Here is a 15,642-nt window from a genome sequence, read left to right on the forward strand (position 1 = left end):
CTCGTCTCGATTCGTGGGCTCAGACGAGCCGGATGCGGCGTTGGGTCAGCCAGTCGTTGATCTGCAGCACCATCTGGATGTCGGTGCGGTCGCGCCACGCGGTGGCGGGCGTGGACGCCCCGGCGAGCATCCGCTTGACGGCGTCCAGATCGATCAGGTCGAGCACCGGGCTGCCTGGATCGTCTACTATGGACGACAGCCTCTCGCGAAGTACGGGTACACTGCCCGGATCAACGCCGATCGGGAACGGGCTCGCCGACCGGTTGCGGATCCTGTCCGGCAGGACGTCCACCAGTGCGGCGGTCGCGACTTCCAGCGGGTTTCCCTCGTCGTCGCGCAGATCGCCGGGAATGTTGAAGCAGTACTGGATCATCTGCGGCGTGCAGTACGGCCACCGGGTCATCACGCCTGCGGTCTGGGTGAGCGCGGTGTCGAAGATCGTCACGTACTCGTGCCAGCCGGCCAGGCTCAGGTACCGCATTTCCCTTCTCTTGCGAGCGGCTTCGGACTCGCCGTCGAGAACGGGCACCGTGCTGACGGTCTCCCGGTAGCGGTGCTGACAGTAGCCGGGCAGGTCGAGCCGGTCGAGCAGGCCCGGATCAAGCAGGCCGGTGCCGATTCCGGACTTGTGGGTCCGGCCCTGGGTGAAGGCGATCCACGGCATCGTGCCCGAATCGGTGCTGGCCGGGTCGCTCATCCCGAGCGCGCCGCCGAACATCAGGCCGGCCTGTTGCCCGCTGAGGATGGCGGGCGTGGTGAAACCGACAGTGCGGCAGAGGTAACGCAGGGCCACCGCGAAGTCTGCGGTCGGTGTCGGACGGTCCTGCTGGGCCGACAGCATGGATCCTTCGAGCACCGCGTCCCTCAGCTGGGCGGCGTCCAGCACGATCTCGGTGTGCTCGGTGCCGAAGTGCGCCGCGATCTCGGCTGCGTACGGCAGGTCACGCGACTTCTGCAGCAGCGCGGGGCCGCCTAGTGGGCCGGTGAAGTCGAGGGTGAACGTGCGCAACGGCGGACCGCCGCGCTCCTTCAGCACGCGGGTTGCCAATGCCACGATCGCGCTGGAATCCACGCCACCGGACAGCAGCACGCCATGGTCCACTTCACCGACGAGCCGCTCAGCCACCGCGTGTTCCAGCAACTCCCGCCAGGTGGCGACGGTTGTCGCGGTGTCGTCGGTGTGCGGTGCCGCGACCAGTTCCCAATAACGGCGGGCAGTCCGGCCCGACCGGGAGATCCGGACCAATTGCCCTTGCTCGACTCGTCGCATGTCGCGGTAGACCGCTTGGCCGGGTACCACGGTGAACGACAGCGCGTCGCGCAGCCCGTCCTCGTCGACCACGGTGTCCACCAAGGGATGCGCCAGAATCGCCTTCGGCTCGGATCCGAAAAGGACCCCGGAGGGCGTCACCTGGTAGTAGATCGACCGCAGCCCGAGCCGGTCCCCGACCAGCAGCAGCTCCTCGGTGCGGGCATCCCACACGGCGAACGCGAACACGCCGTCCAGGTGGTCCACACAGGACTCGCCCCACTGCAGGTACGCCCGCAGGACCACCTCGGTGTCACCCTCGGTGCGGAACTTGTGGCCGAGCGTGGACAACTGGTCCCTGAGCTGACGGTAGTTGTAGACCTCGCCGTCGTAGCTGAGAACGGCCAGTGGTGTGCCGTTCTCCTCAGCCACCATGGGCTGATTTCCGGCGGCGCGGTCGATGATCGCGAGCCGGTGATGGCAGATCACCGCCCGCGGTGACGCCCAGAGCCCTGAGGCGTCGGGACCACGCCAGGCGACCGTGCCCGCCATCGTCGCCACGATGTCGCGGTCTGCCCTGAGATCCCTTGTGTAATCGACCCATCCAGCCATGCCGCCCATGCGGTCGGCCTCCCTCGTGTTCCACGGAATGGTGCGAACATCGCCTGATCGTCGGGCCGCCGGTTCGAGCGGTGGTCGAGAAAACTTCGTCCGACGCGGCAAAGGTTCAGCCTGGATCGAAACTCGATGGTGCGCTCGCAGACTGGTGCGCTGTCAGCGACTTCAGGGAGGAAACGTGACCGTTGACGAACTGTCCAACAAGGTCACTCACAGTCCGGGATCCAGGCTGCTGCGGATCCTGGAATCCCCTGGCGTGTCGACGTTTCTGGGGGTTCACGACGCACTGAGCGCGCGGATAGCGGCCGACTGCGGCTATCCGGCGCTGTGGGCATCCGGACTCGGTATGTCGACGGCGTTGGGCCTGCGTGACTGTGACGAAGCATCATGGACCGAACTGCTCGACATCACGGCCCGGATGGTCGAGGCGACCAATCTGCCGATCCTGGTCGACGGGGACACCGGGTACGGCAACTTCAACACGGCGCGCAGGTTCGCCATGCGCGCCGAACGAGCGGGCGCCGCAGGCGTGTGCATCGAGGACAAGGTCTTCCCCAAGATGAACTCGTTCGTCGGCGACGGCCACGCGCTGGCTCCGATTCCCGAGTTCTGCGGCAAGATCGCCGCCTGCAAGGACGCGGTCCGCGATTCCAGCTTCGTGCTCGTGGCGAGGGTGGAGGCGCTCATCGCGGGTGCCGGCATGGGCGTCGCGCTCGAACGGGCCGAGGCCTACCGTGCGGCTGGGGCCGATGCCATCTTCATCCACTCGCGAATGCCGACCGTCGCCCAGATCGCGGAGTTCACCCTTGGCTGGAACGACAAGCTGCCGTTGATCATCGCGCCGACCACGTACCACCGCACTCCGATCGCCGAGTTCGAGCGGCTTGGCATTTCCGGTGTGATCTGGGCGAACCAGGCGATGCGCGCCGCGGTGGCGGCCGTCAAACGGGTGTGCGCGGCACTGCACGACGGGCCGGCCGGCATCGACTCGTCGATCAGTTCCCTGCCAGAGGTCTTCTCGTTGCTCGACTACGACGCACTGGAACGCGATGAGCAGCTCTACGGCTCGTACGAACACCGGAACCCGCTGTGATCGATTCCGCCGAGCTGGTCACCGGCCTGCGCAACCGAGGTGTGGCGACGGTGACCGGGGTGCCGTGCTCTTATCTCATCCCGCTTTTCAACCATGTGGCCGGTGATCCGGATGTGGGGTACGTGCGGGTCACCCAGGAAGGCGAGGCGCTCGCGATCGCTGCGGGATGCTGGCTGGCCGGCAGTACGGCATGTGTGCTGTCGCAGAACTCCGGCCTTGGCAACATGGTCAACCCGCTCACGTCACTTGCTTTCCCGCATCGCATACCGATTCCACTGATCGTCACGTGGCGCGGTGAGCCCGGCCGGCGCGATGAGCCGCAGCACACACTGATGGGGGAGATCACCACGCACCTGCTCGAGAAGATGCAGGTGGGCTGGAGCCGGATTCCGGCCGAGGCAGCCGAACTGGACGCCGTCCTGGAAGACGGATGGCAACGGCTGGCGCGATCCGAACTGCCCCATGCCTTCATTGTCTCCGAAGGGACGATGACTCAGCAGAAACTGACTGAAGCGTCACCACCACCGCCGGATCCGGCCGCATGGGTGACGCGCGCCGGAGGACCGAACGGCTGGCCCTCGCGGACGGACGCGCTGACGTGCTTGCTCGAAACGGTGCCAGAGAAGGCCGCGATCGTCTCCACCACCGGGATGACCAGCCGGGAACTCTTCGAGCTGGCCGATCGACCGCAGCACTTCTACCTCGTCGGAGCCATGGGGTCGGCCGGTGTGGTCGGTCTCGGAGTGGCCCTGCACACTCCGAGACCGGTCGTTGTCATCGACGGCGATGGTGCCGCGTTGATGCGTCTTGGCGCGCTTGCGACTGTCGGCGCGGCGCAGCCCGGCAACCTGGTGCACGTCGTGCTCGACAACGGCGTGCACGACTCGACCGGTGGCCAGCGGACGTTGTCCGGACAGATCGATCTTCCTGCGGTGGCGCAGGCTTGTGGCTATCGGCGGGTCTATCGATGTGCCGACGTCGGCGAGTTGGCCGACGCCATTCGTCTGGCGTTGGCCAACGACGGTCCGTGCTTCATCCACCTCGCGATCCGTCCGGGCTCGCCCCGGCGTACCGGCCGTCCGACAGTGCATCCGTCGGAGGTCGCCCGCCGGTTTCGTGACTTCGTCTCGCCCAGTTGAGCACAGCCGGGCGGGCCTTTCTTGTTCATCCATACAACGGTTTCAGGGGTGAAGCCACTCCGCCGAGGTCAGGGAGATGGCCAATGACCACAGAGGACAAACTGTCCGTCCAGATACTCCAGCAGGGCGTGTGGGACATGCCCATGGAGTCGATGCCGCTGGCTTCCGGTTATCTCAAGGCCATGGCACTCGCCGACGACTACCTGCGCACCCGGGTGGACGTGCGGATCCGCAACTTCCGCGGTGGGGTGACCCTGTTCAAGATGGCCAACGACGTCTTCGCCGAGGGCCCGCCCGACGTGATGGCCTTCTCGGTCTTCGGCTGGAACTTCCGGGAGTTCGGTGCGCTGGCCGAGACCTTCAAGCAGATGAACCCGCACGGCCTGGTCATCTTCGGCGGTACGCACGTCGCCAACCAGGCAGAACGCACCTTCCGGCTCTACCCGGAAGTCGACGTGATCGTCAACGGTGAAGGGGAAGAGGTCTTCGTCGAGCTGCTCAAGGCCCACCTGGCCGGAACACCCAGCTCGCAGTTGGGCGGGATCGAGGGAATTTCCTTCGTCAACAGTGCGGGTGAGGTGGTGACCACCGCCGAACGGACACGTCTGGAGGACCTGGACGTCATCCCGTCACCGACATTGACCGGAGCGATCGAACTTCTCGACGACGGCGGCCAGTTCCGGTACGACGTGGCGCTCATGGAAACCAACCGTGGCTGTCCCTACAAGTGTTCCTTCTGCTACTGGGGCGGGGCGGTCGGGCAGCGGGTGCGCGCCTTCTCCAGGGAGCGCCTGCGTGCCGAGCTGGAGCTCTTCGCCAAACTGAAAGTCCACACGATTGTGCTGTGCGACGCCAACTTCGGCATGCTGCCGACCGACGCCGAGTTCGTGGCGGACCTCCTGGAAGTACGCCAGGCGTTCGGATTCCCACGGGCGTTGGAGACCTCGTGGGCGAAGAACAAGTCCAAAGTGTTCTACGAGATCGTCCGCACGATGAAGCAGGCGGGGCTGCGCAGTTCGTTCACCCTCGCCTTGCAGACGCTGGACGACAACACGCTCAAACAGATGAACCGGCGCAACATGAAGGTCAACGACTGGGAAGACCTCGCCGAATGGCTCGACAAGGAAGGACTCGACTCCTACGCCGAGCTGATCTGGGGCGCGCCAGGCGAGACGATCAAGACCTTCATGGAAGGTTACGACCGGCTGTCACGGCATGTGTCCCGGATCGCTGTCTATCCGTTGCACCTGCTGCCCAACACGAAGTACGCGGAGCAGAAGTCCGAGTACGGCATCATCTCGGTCCGCGGCGACACCGACGACTTCGAATACATCCTCGCGCACGACACGGTGTCATTCGCGGACAACGACTACATGAAGATCTTCCTCTTCTGGGCCCGGGTGGTCGCCGAGAACGCCGTGCTGCGCAATATCTGGGTCGGGATTCGCGAGCTCGGCGGCACGACACAGTCCACTGTGCTGCGTGCGTTGGGTGACTGGATCAATGAAACCGACGATCCGGCAGCGATCCCGTTGCGTCGGCTGCTGGCCGATGCCATCGAGGCCAACAGCGATGTCGCGTACGGCGAAGCGGTGAGCTACCTGTTCGGTGACCCGGCCGCGAAACGCATGCTGCGAAGATGGTGGACCGAGGCCATCGAGCCGTTGCTGAGTCAGCAGAACGCGCCGGTGCTTGCCGAGATCTTCCGGTACGACCTGCTGACGCTGCCGGTGTACCAGCACCCCAAGGCTGCTGAGCACATGGAGCCCTTGCCGGTCCTCGAACTCGCGGGTGAGGAGTTCTTCGTCCGGGCGAACGTCGAACTCGCCCATGATGTGCCTGCCATCGTCACGGCTCTGCGCTCCGGCACGCAACCCGATCTGAGCGGTACGGGAATCACGGTTGATCTCTACTACCGGACCGGTGCGCAGAACGTGATCCCGTCGACCAACCACGAGGTGGTCGTGCACTACATCGGGATGACCGAAGCGCAAGCGCGGGAAGCCGCCACGAATGTGAGCGACGGCCTGGATGCCGCGGACGACGCGGTAGCCGCCCTGCTCGCGGAGCACGGCGGCTGTTCGTGACCACTGCTGGTGACCGCGGCTTCCGCGGTCACCAGCTCACTGGTAGTTCCGGCAATCCACGTACGAGGTGTCCTGATTGGACGCCGAGCAGTGTGACATCGGTGGCCGGTCGCAGTCCGGGCATCCGCCGGGCGATCGCGTTCACCGCGACTTCCAGCTCCATCTTGGCCAGCTGCGCCCCGAGGCAGTAGTGCACACCGAGACCGAAGGTCAGGTGCCGGTTGTCGGTCCGTGCCGGGTCGAAACGATCGGGGTCGGCGAAGACACGTGGATCCCTGTTGGCCGCCGCGATCGCTGGCAGGACGGCCTCGCCCGCGGCGATGGTCGCCGTGCTGAGCCGGACATCCTCCAGCGCGATCCGGATCAGGCCGCCACCGGTGGTCAACGCGTTGTACCTGAGCAGTTCCGTCACCACGCCGTCGAGCAGGTCCGGTTCCCGCCGCAGCCTGGCCAGTTCGGCGGGATGCCGCAGCAGGCACAGCCAGGACAACGCGATCTGGCTCGCTGTGGTGAGGAAACCACCGGTGAGCACGGTGCATCCGAGCATGATCAGCTCGTCTTCGCTCAGCCGGTCGTTCTGCTCGTCCCGTACCTTGATCAACTCGCTGATCAGGTCGTCGCCGGGAGAGCGGCGCTTGGTGGCCACCAGTTGCGCGATGTACTGCTTGAGAGCCATCCGCGCAGCGCGGATCTCCGCTGGTGCGAACGCGGTCAGGCTCAACAGGACATCCACCCAGCCCGCGATCTGAGTGCGGTCGGCCGCGGGAGCGCCGAGTAGTTCGCAGATCACCGCGATCGGCAGGCGCCGGGCGAACCCGGCGACGAGATCCGCGGGCGGACCTGTTTCGAGCAGCTCGTCGATCAGCTGATCTGTTTCTCGTTCTGTCGTCGGGCGCAATGCCGCGACGCGGCCCGGGGTGAAGCCGCGCGATGCGAGCCTGCGTACTCGGGTGTGTGCGGGTGGATCCATGCTGAACAGTGCTGTCGGGTCGGGCGGAATGGGTTGCAGGCGTGGTGCACCAGGCACGGTTGTGGCGGCCCTGCTGAATCGGGGGTCGCTGAGTACCGTCCGGTTGTCCTCGTAGCCGGTGACCAGCCAAGCGGTGTCGCCAGTCGGCAAGAGCACGCGTACGACGGGCTCTGTCTCACGCAGCCGTGCGAACTCCGGCGCGGGTTCACCGGGATAGGCGGAGGGGAAGGGAAATCTGAGTATGCTCACGTCTGACGTCATGTGGTCTCCTGTCCTCGGCACAGCACGTGGTTGATCGCGCCGGCCAACGCGACTTCCGCGCTGCGTCCGGCGCCAGGTTGCGCAGTCCGCCACGCGACGAATCCGTCCGGCCGGACAAGCACCGCTCCGTCGCCACCGACTCCGTACGCCTGGTCCCAAGCGCCTGTCACATCGGTGAGTTCACGGCCGATCAGGTGAACATCGATGGGGACGCCGAGGCGGCGCGTCACCGCCGCTGCCGTGTGCAGCCACTGCTCGCCGTCCTTGCCTGTCAGCAGGACAAGTCCGGGACCGAACAGGTCCAGTGTGGACATCTGGTCGACGCCGTCGTTCAATTCGAGATGCGGCGCACGGGTTCCTGGGATTCCGCTGAGGGTGCGTGGATCCACCGGCGCGCTGGGGTCGGAATCGTCCTCGAGGCAGATCGCGGGCGAACGGTAGCCATAGCCGAACGTCAGCGTGAGCTCGTCGAGGAGCTCGGCAGGTGCTGCTCGTACAGTCACTCCCGTGCCGCTGGCGATCCGCAGGTGACTCTGCCGCATGGTCAACTCGCCGATTGGTCTGCGTTCAGTGTCGTAGGTGGTCAGCAAGCTGGGGCCGGCCGTGCCGCGCAGTACTGACGCGATCTTCCATGCCAAGTTGTGCGCGTCCTGCATCCCCGCACTGGCACCGAATCCACCGGCCGGCGGCAATACGTGCGCGGCGTCGCCGATCAGCAGAACGCGGCCGTCGAGGTAGCGATCCGCCGACGTGGCAGCCATCTCCCACGGCAGCACGGCCAGCAACTCGGTGTGCAGATCCGGATCACCGACCGCGGCGCGGATCAACGACTGGCATCGTTCGTCGGTGAAGTCCGCAGGCTGTTGCCCTGCTTCCGGCTGGAAGCGAACGATCAGAGTACCGACTTGGAGTGTGTCGTCGTGCGCGAGAATGCCGCGTACGTCCTGGTTCTGGATCTGACACACCGCGAATCGACGATCACGCAGGTATGGCCGGAGATCAGCCCGGAACAGGATGCTCATCTGGTGTGCGAGCACGCCCGGCCCGGTCAGTCCGATGCCCAGCCGTTCACGGATGGTTCCCCGTGCACCATCGGCGGCGATGAGGTAGCGGGCGTGCACCGGCTGTTCGGCGCCGCTGTCCCGGTCGCGGATCCGGGCCACGACACCGTCCGAGTCCTGCTCGAAGTCCATGAGCTCGACGCCGAAACGCATACTGGCGCCGAGTGATTCCGCCTTGGCACGCAGGAACGGTTCCGCCCGATCCTGACTGCACAGGCACCATTGCGCCGGGCTGATATCGCGCAACCGCGCAGGAGTCGGCAACGTGACACTGTTGAGTTCCCTGCCCGCAAGGGATTCCACCTGCGCTCGCGTCACGAATCCGGCGAATCCTGCGGCCGCCGCCATCAGCTGGCGGTCCAGTCGCAGTGACCGCAGCAACTCCATGGCACGCGGATTGAGCCCACGTGCTCGCGGATGGATCGACAGGCCGCGGTGTTTCTCCACCAGCAGACTCGACACACCGTGCGTGGCAAGGAAAGCACTCGCCGACAGACCGGCGAGCCCACCGCCCGCGATCACCACGTCGAACGCCTCTGAGGTCATCTCGTCGCTCCTGTTCGTCTCGCCCGGATTGCACCAGCAGGGGTTCGGGTCCCGATGGGCTTGCGTTCGAGCGGGCACCCGAACGGATCCCCAACGGAGTTCGAACGACAGTCGCGAGGCTGGCTGGAATCGACCTGAGCCAAGGGGATGACCATGTCCACCACGACCGAGGCGATCGCCTTCGAGGACGCGATCACGAACACCAAACGGGGCGGGGAGATCCATATCCTGCTCAGCCCGAAAAGCGGGAACTCCACCACCGGCCTGATGGGTGTCGTGCTGCTGGCGCCCGGTGAGTTCGTCAGCGAGCACTACCACCCGTACTCCGAGGAGTACATCTATGTCATTCGCGGCAACCCGGTTTTGAAAGTGGACGGTCACCCGATCCCGCTCGCCCCGCGCAAAGCTGTGCTGGTGCCCAAGGGGATCAAGCACCGGCTGGAGAACCCGGGCACCGAAGAGGCCGAGCTGACCTTCCACCTGTGCCCGCTCGCGCCTCGCCCGGAACTCGGGCACGTGGACACCGAGCCGCTTCCCGGTGCGGGAGAACAGGCTTGAGCAGGCGTCGCGCGGCAATCGTCGGCATCGGTGTGATGGCACCCGGCGGCACCGGCCGGGAGGCGTTCTGGGACCTGATCACCTCGGGCAAGACCGCGACCCGCACGATCTCGTTGTTCGACGCTTCCGGGTTCCGCTCGCGTGTGGCCGCCGAGTGCGACTTCGACGCGGCCGAACTCGGCCTTGGCGTACGGGAGATCCGCCGCATGGACCGGGCCGCGCAACTCGCGGTCCTCAGTGCACGTGAAGCCGTCGCGGACGCGGGTAACGCTCTTGACGGGATCTCACCACATCGGATCGGTGTGAGTATCGGCAGCGCGGTCGGGTGCACCATGCGGTTGGAAGACGAGTACGTGGTGCTGAGCGATCGTGGCAGGCAATGGGAAGTGGACCCCGCCTATGCCGTGCCGCATCTCTACGACTACATGGTGCCTAGCACATTGGCCTGCGAGGTTGCCTGGTCGTGTGGTGCCGAAGGGCCTGTGGCGCTCATCTCCACAGGCTGCACGTCCGGCGTGGATGCCATAGGTCACGGTGTGCGGCTGATCGAGCAGGGCAGCGCGGACGTGGTCATAGCGGGTGCCACCGACGCACCTATTTCGCCGATCACGGTGGCCTGTTTCGACGCCATCAGGGCGACGTCACCGAACAATGCGGATCCCGAGCACGCGTCACGCCCGTTCGATCTGCACCGAGACGGCTTCGTACTCGGCGAGGGATCGGCGGTGTTCGTGCTTGCAGAAGAAGAACGCGCTCGCCGCGACGGAATGCGGGTTTACGCCACTGTGGCCGGGTTTGCCACCCGTAGCAACGCGTACCACATGACCGGCCTACGCCCTGACGGACGCGAGATGGCAGAGGCGATCCGGCACGCGATGGCGGAAGCGTGCATTGCGCCGCAGGACATCGGCTACGTCAACGCGCACGGCTCAGGCACCAAACAGAACGATCGGCATGAGACCTCGGCCGTCAAGACGAGCCTCGGCGAGCACGCCCGCCGGGTGCCGATGAGCTCGATCAAGTCGATGATCGGGCACTCGCTGGGGTCGATCGGCGCCATCGAGACGGCGGCCTGCGCGTTGACCATCGACCGGGGACTGGTGCCACCGACCGCCAACCTGCACACCCCCGACCCGGAGTGCGATCTGGACTACGTGCCGCTCACCGCACGCGAACAGAAGACCGACGTGGTGCTGAGCGTCGCCAGTGGCTTCGGCGGATTCCAGAGCGCGATGGTCCTCACGCGGCCAGGACGGCTGCCATGACCATCCGGCCGGTGGTGACCGGGATCGGGATCGTGGCACCGAACGGCATCGGCACCGCGGCGTACTGGGACGCGATTCTGGCTTCTCGAAGCGGAATCCGAAGGCTTACGCGGGTCGACGCGGACCGCTATCCGGTGCAGTTCGGCGGTGAGATCGACGGGTTCGTCGCCGAGGACCACGTGCCGGGCCGGATCGTGGTCCAGACCGACCGGTGGACGCATTTCGGCCTGGCCGCAACCGCGATGGCGCTCGCCGACGCTGGGACTGATCCCGCCGCGTTCGACGAGTACGACATGGCAGTGGTGACCGCGAGTTCCTCTGGTGGCACCGAATTCGGCCAGCGCGAGATCGAACGGCTGTGGAACACCGGCCCCCGTGCGGTCGGCGCGTATCAGTCCATCGCGTGGTTCTACGCGGCGACGACCGGGCAGGTGTCGATCCTGCACGGAATGCGTGGTCCTTGCCGAGTGATCGCGACCGAACAGGCAGGCGGGCTCGACGCCGTCGCCGAAGCTCGGCGGGTCATCGGCCGCGGTACTCCGATGGTGGTCGCCGGCGGTACGGACGCGTCCTTGTGCCCGTACGGCCTTGTCGCGCAGACGGCCAACGGGCAGCTCAGCAGAGCTGGTGCGTACGTGCCGTTCGACCGCCGCGCTCGCGGTTACCTCCCTGGTGAAGGCGGCGCGATGATGATCATCCAGGATCCCGGGCAGGCCCATGGACCCGGATACGGCGTGATAGCGGGTTACGCGGCGACGTTCGACCCGCCCCCGTGCAGCGGACGGCCACGCAATCTCCGCCGATGCGTGGAACTCGCGTTGGACGACGCGGGCATCGGCCCTGACGACGTTGACGCCGTGTTCGCCGACGCACACGGCACTGTTGACGCTGACCGGGCCGAGATCGAGGCGCTGAGCGAGGTTTTCGGCCCGTCCGGAGTCCCCGTGACGGCGCCGAAGACGATGACCGGCCGGCTGTACGCGGGTGGCGCGGCCCTCGATCTGGCCACGGCATTGCTGGCGCTGCGCCACCAGGTCATCCCGCCGACTGTCGGCATTCGCCATCCCGCGTATCACGATCGTCTTGACCTGGTCGGTTCGCCTCGCAAGACCGCATTGGACACGGCGCTGGTGCTTGCTCGCGGATATGGCGGATTCAACGCCGCCACGGTGGTGGCGACCAGCTGAACAGTGCCCCAACGGTTCTCGAACGAGGACCGAATGCCGGTTGTCAGGATCTTTCTCATCGGCTGACGGCCGACGAGTTGGGGGAACAGCGATTCGGGAGAGACAGATGCGAGAGTGCACGCTCGACGACCTACGGAGAATCCTGCTTGACCTGGGGGGACTGGACGATCCCGCAGTCCTGCGCGGCGACATCATGGACACCGGGTTCATCGAACTGGGATACGACTCACTCGCCCTGCTGCACCTCGCGGTCAGGATCGAGACCGAGTTCGGCGTCGAGGTGTCCGACGTGATCAGTGAGTTCCCGACACCACGCGCCGCCATCGGCTACCTCAACCGCAGACTCACGGGGGTGGCCTGACCATGGCCGCCCGCACGCAGAACAGCGTCGTCGTCAACGCCCCGATGGACCTGGTCTGGAGCATGACCAACGACGTCGCGTCCTGGCCGCACCTGTTCAGCGAGTACTCCGCCGCTGAGGTGCTGGAGACCTCGGCGAACAAGGTCCGGTTCCGGCTGACCATGCACCCCGACGAGAACGGCAAACAGTGGAGCTGGGTGTCCGAACGCGTCGCTGACCCGGTCACGCGGACAGTCAACGCACGACGTGTGGAGACCGGGATCTTCCAGTACATGGAAATCCGTTGGGAGTACGAGGAAACCGGCGATGGCATCGAGATGCGGTGGTTCCAGGAGTTCGCGATGAAGCCGGACGCGCCGGTGGACGAGAAGACCATGGCCGCGCGGATCGACCGCAACACCCCGATCCAGATGGCACGGATCAAGCAGCAGGTCGAGGCGGCTGCGGGGAGGCACCAGTGAGCGACCTGCTCCCGATCCTGTTGTCGGTCACCCTGTTGATGAGTGGCGTCGCCGCGGGCGTGCTGCTGTGGTCGGTGATCGGCGGTGTGCCGCTGTTGCTCAGCCTGCCCGCGGAACGATATGTCGAAACACACCAGTTCTGGGGTAGCCGGTTCGACGGCCTGCAGCCGTTGCTGGTGACCGCGACGCTGGTCGCCGACGTGGTGCTCGCCGTGGCCGCACCGAACGCACTGACCAAGTCGCTCTTCGTGGTGGGTGCCGCCACCGCGCTCGGGGTGATCGTCATCTCGAAGTTCCGCAACGTCCCGCTCAAGCGCCGGGTGATGAGACTGGATCCGCACAACCTGCCGCCTGACTGGGAGCAGACGGATCCGCGTCGGGAATGGGCAGCGTGGAACCTCGGCCGGACGGTGTGCGGCCTGGTCGCCTTCGCGGCCAACGTCGCGGTCGTCGCGCTGCTGCCGTGACCGGGCAGGGCACGATGCCCGGCGTTGCCGGTGACCAGGAAAGCAAACCCCGCCCGATCCTGCGTACCGTCGGCGAATTCGTCCTCGGTGGACTGATCAGCCTCGGCGCCGCGTGGTGCGCAGTGGTTCTCCCGCCCCCGCAAAGGGCTGACGAGGACTCGGCGACGTGAGCGGCAACGGATCGGTCTGGGTGCGCTGCACCGGATGCGGGCATCTCATCTACTCCAACCGGTTCGCCCGTGATCTGCGGGTCTGCCACGAATGTGGTGTGCACGCACCACTGTCGGCGATCCAGCGGGTGGAGCAACTGCTCGATCCCGGTTGGGGTGACATCGACCATGCGCAACCAGCCGGCGACCCGCTTGGTTTCGCCGACCGAATGCCCTATCCGCAACGGCTTGCCGAGGCGCGGGAAGCGACTGGTCTGAACGACGCGGCTATTCAAGTGCGTGGCCGGATCGGCGGCCATCCGGTTGTGGTCGTCGTGATGGACTTCCGGTTTCTGGGTGGCAGCTTGGGCACCAGCGTCGGCGATCTCGTCGTCAGGGCGGCCGAGACCGCACTCGCGGAGCGGACTCCGCTGCTCATGGTGACCGCGTCCGGTGGCGCGCGGATGCAGGAGGGCGCGCTCGCGTTGATGCAGATGGCGCGTACCAGCCAGGCGTTGGTGGCATTGGACGAAGCCGGTGTGCTCACCGTCAGCCTCATCACCGATCCCACGTTCGGCGGAGTGGCGGCGTCGTTCGCCACCCAGGCCGACGTCATCCTCGCTGAACCTGGCGCGCGAATGGGATTCGCCGGGCCAAGAGTCATCGAGCAGACCCTGGGCACGGGCTTGCCGGAAGGTTTCCAGCGTGCGCCGTACTTGTTGGAACACGGCCTGATCGACGACGTCGTGCCACGCCGCCGGTTGCGGGCGGTCCTTTCCCGGCTGCTCACTTTGGGGCGGCCAGGAACCGTTGTGGCCATGGACCCGACGCCGGTGATCACGGATCCGGCCGCGCTGGCCGAGGCGGACCCGATGCGACCCGTGCGGGCCGCGCGCGATCCCGGTCGTCCGACCACTTTGGACTACGCGTACCAACTGTGTGACAGCTTCAAGGAACTGCACGGCGACCGGATGTCCGCGGACTGCCCGGCCGTTGTGGCCGGGATCGGCAGACTCGCGGGCGGTGCGGTCGTGCTGATCGGGCACCAGAAAGGCCACGACGCCAGTGAACTGACCAGCCGCAACTTCGGGATGGCCACGCCTGCCGGTTACCGCAAGGCGGCCAGGCTCATGCTGCTGGCACAGAAGCTGGGATTGCCGGTGGTGACGCTGATCGACACCCCTGGGGCGTATCCAGGTGTCGAAGCCGAGGCACAGGGCCAGATGCTGGCGATCGCGGCCAATCTACGGCTGATGTGCAGTCTGCGTGTCCCGATCGTCGCGGTGGTCACCGGTGAGGGAGGCAGCGGCGGTGCACTCGCGCTGGGCGTGGCCGACCGCGTGTTCATCCTCGAACACGGCGTCTACTCGGTCATTTCCCCGGAAGGCTGCGCGAGCATTCTGTGGCGCACGCCGTCCGCGACCGGTCAAGCCGCCGCGGCGCTCAGGCTCGTCCCGGCGGATCTGCTCCGTTTCGGCGTGGTCGACGGAGTCATCCCGGAGCCGCCGGGCGGCGCGCACGTGAATCACCCGGATGTGGCCGATGCCGTCCGGGCGGCGGTCACCACATGCCTCGCCGAACTCGCGACCGTACCCCCGGACGATCTGGTCCGGACCCGCAGACGGCGGTTCGCGGGTTTCGGTTCGCAGGCTTACGTGGAAGGAGCACGGTCATGAGCCAATGGGAACGAGTCCCGTTGCGCGATGAGCCTTACGAGAAGGATCCGATCGAAGCCGTCGTCGGTGGCGCGATCGAGTTGCTCGGCAAACTGCCGGTCCGCCCGCAGCGCATCGAGGTCGGCAGCGGGACGACACGCATCGAGATCGAATGGCCATCGTCCGGCGGCACCGCGCAGCCCGTCCCGGTGGAACCGGAGAGCCCCGATGAGACTCCTCTGGATGAGGACGTCGACTACATCCGTGCGCCGATGGTCGGCACGTTCTACTGGGCACCACAGCCGGGTGCCCAGCCTTTTGTCGCCGAGGACGATGTCGTCGGCGTCGGCCAGCAGATCGGGATCATCGAGTCGATGAAGCTGATGACGCCGCTTACCGCGAGTGTGGCCGGCACCGTGTGCAAGGTGCTGGTGGCCGACGCGACGCGGGTCGAGTTCGACCAGCCGTTGGTCATGATCCGGCCTAGTGCCGAAACCGGTCAGGAGACGGACTGA

Annotated in this window: 15 protein-coding genes; 12 read left to right on the forward strand and 3 right to left on the reverse strand. The window is 66.3% G+C overall.

Annotated elements, in window-relative coordinates:
- Window positions 1-19: 19 nt before the first annotated feature.
- On the reverse strand, window positions 20-1,870 hold the full coding sequence (asnB, locus tag JOF56_RS17495) for an asparagine synthase (glutamine-hydrolyzing) (RefSeq protein WP_209639086.1): 1,851 nt from the start codon (window positions 1,868-1,870) through the stop codon (window positions 20-22).
- A 175-nt stretch (window positions 1,871-2,045) separates the two neighbouring features.
- Between asnB and JOF56_RS17500 the strand changes: the two genes are divergently transcribed.
- The 3 genes from JOF56_RS17500 (at window position 2,046) to JOF56_RS17510 (ending at window position 6,186) form a co-directional block, all read left to right on the forward strand.
- Entirely contained in the window at window positions 2,046-2,960 is a 915-nt protein-coding gene (locus tag JOF56_RS17500) for an isocitrate lyase/phosphoenolpyruvate mutase family protein (RefSeq protein ID WP_307855140.1), read from the forward strand.
- Window positions 2,957-4,099, forward strand: coding sequence for a phosphonopyruvate decarboxylase (aepY, locus tag JOF56_RS17505; protein ID WP_209639088.1), 1,143 nt, complete (start codon window positions 2,957-2,959; stop codon window positions 4,097-4,099). The genes JOF56_RS17500 and aepY overlap by 4 nt, the downstream gene beginning before the upstream one ends.
- Before the next feature lie 83 nt (window positions 4,100-4,182).
- Entirely contained in the window at window positions 4,183-6,186 is a 2,004-nt protein-coding gene (locus tag JOF56_RS17510; RefSeq protein WP_209639090.1) for a KedN5 family methylcobalamin-dependent radical SAM C-methyltransferase, read from the forward strand.
- Window positions 6,187-6,214: 28 nt separating this feature from the next.
- Here the strand turns inward: JOF56_RS17510 and JOF56_RS57990 are convergent, their stop codons facing one another.
- Window positions 6,215-7,405: a cytochrome P450 gene (locus JOF56_RS57990; RefSeq protein ID WP_307855141.1), complete on the reverse strand. Its 1,191-nt coding sequence runs from the start codon at window positions 7,403-7,405 to the stop codon at window positions 6,215-6,217.
- Between the two features lie 8 nt (window positions 7,406-7,413).
- Window positions 7,414-9,024, reverse strand: a complete 1,611-nt coding sequence (locus tag JOF56_RS17520) for an FAD-dependent monooxygenase (RefSeq protein ID WP_209639094.1) — start codon at window positions 9,022-9,024, stop codon at window positions 7,414-7,416.
- A 153-nt stretch (window positions 9,025-9,177) separates the two neighbouring features.
- Here JOF56_RS17520 and JOF56_RS17525 point away from each other — a divergent pair, with 153 nt between their 5' ends.
- From JOF56_RS17525 to JOF56_RS17565, 9 genes are all read left to right on the forward strand, one after another.
- Window positions 9,178-9,582 (forward strand): cupin domain-containing protein, encoded by a 405-nt coding sequence (locus tag JOF56_RS17525; RefSeq protein WP_209639096.1) that lies wholly within the window; start codon window positions 9,178-9,180, stop codon window positions 9,580-9,582.
- Complete coding sequence (locus JOF56_RS17530; protein ID WP_209639098.1) at window positions 9,579-10,847, forward strand: beta-ketoacyl-[acyl-carrier-protein] synthase family protein; 1,269 nt, start codon at window positions 9,579-9,581, stop codon at window positions 10,845-10,847. The genes JOF56_RS17525 and JOF56_RS17530 overlap by 4 nt, the downstream gene beginning before the upstream one ends.
- A complete protein-coding gene (locus JOF56_RS17535; protein ID WP_209639100.1) occupies window positions 10,844-12,034 on the forward strand; it encodes a ketosynthase chain-length factor in 1,191 nt (396 codons plus the stop codon). Before JOF56_RS17530 ends, JOF56_RS17535 begins: the two co-directional genes overlap by 4 nt.
- 106 nt (window positions 12,035-12,140) lie before the next feature.
- Window positions 12,141-12,395 (forward strand): acyl carrier protein, encoded by a 255-nt coding sequence (locus JOF56_RS17540; protein WP_209639102.1) that lies wholly within the window; start codon window positions 12,141-12,143, stop codon window positions 12,393-12,395.
- Window positions 12,396-12,397: 2 nt separating this feature from the next.
- Window positions 12,398-12,856, forward strand: a complete 459-nt coding sequence (locus JOF56_RS17545) for an SRPBCC family protein (RefSeq protein ID WP_209639104.1) — start codon at window positions 12,398-12,400, stop codon at window positions 12,854-12,856.
- Window positions 12,853-13,323 carry an anthrone oxygenase family protein gene (locus tag JOF56_RS17550; RefSeq protein WP_209639106.1) on the forward strand — a complete coding sequence of 157 codons (471 nt, stop codon included), beginning with the start codon at window positions 12,853-12,855 and terminating at the stop codon, window positions 13,321-13,323. Before JOF56_RS17545 ends, JOF56_RS17550 begins: the two co-directional genes overlap by 4 nt.
- On the forward strand, window positions 13,320-13,493 hold the full coding sequence (locus JOF56_RS17555) for a hypothetical protein (protein WP_209639108.1): 174 nt from the start codon (window positions 13,320-13,322) through the stop codon (window positions 13,491-13,493). Before JOF56_RS17550 ends, JOF56_RS17555 begins: the two co-directional genes overlap by 4 nt.
- Complete coding sequence (accA, locus tag JOF56_RS17560) at window positions 13,490-15,148, forward strand: acetyl-CoA carboxylase carboxyltransferase subunit alpha/beta (RefSeq protein WP_209639109.1); 1,659 nt, start codon at window positions 13,490-13,492, stop codon at window positions 15,146-15,148. Before JOF56_RS17555 ends, accA begins: the two co-directional genes overlap by 4 nt.
- Window positions 15,145-15,642, forward strand: coding sequence for an acetyl-CoA carboxylase biotin carboxyl carrier protein (locus JOF56_RS17565; protein ID WP_209639111.1), 498 nt, complete (start codon window positions 15,145-15,147; stop codon window positions 15,640-15,642). The genes accA and JOF56_RS17565 overlap by 4 nt, the downstream gene beginning before the upstream one ends.

Source organism: Kibdelosporangium banguiense, assembly GCF_017876405.1.
Taxonomy (GTDB): Bacteria; Actinomycetota; Actinomycetes; order Mycobacteriales; family Pseudonocardiaceae; genus Kibdelosporangium; species Kibdelosporangium banguiense.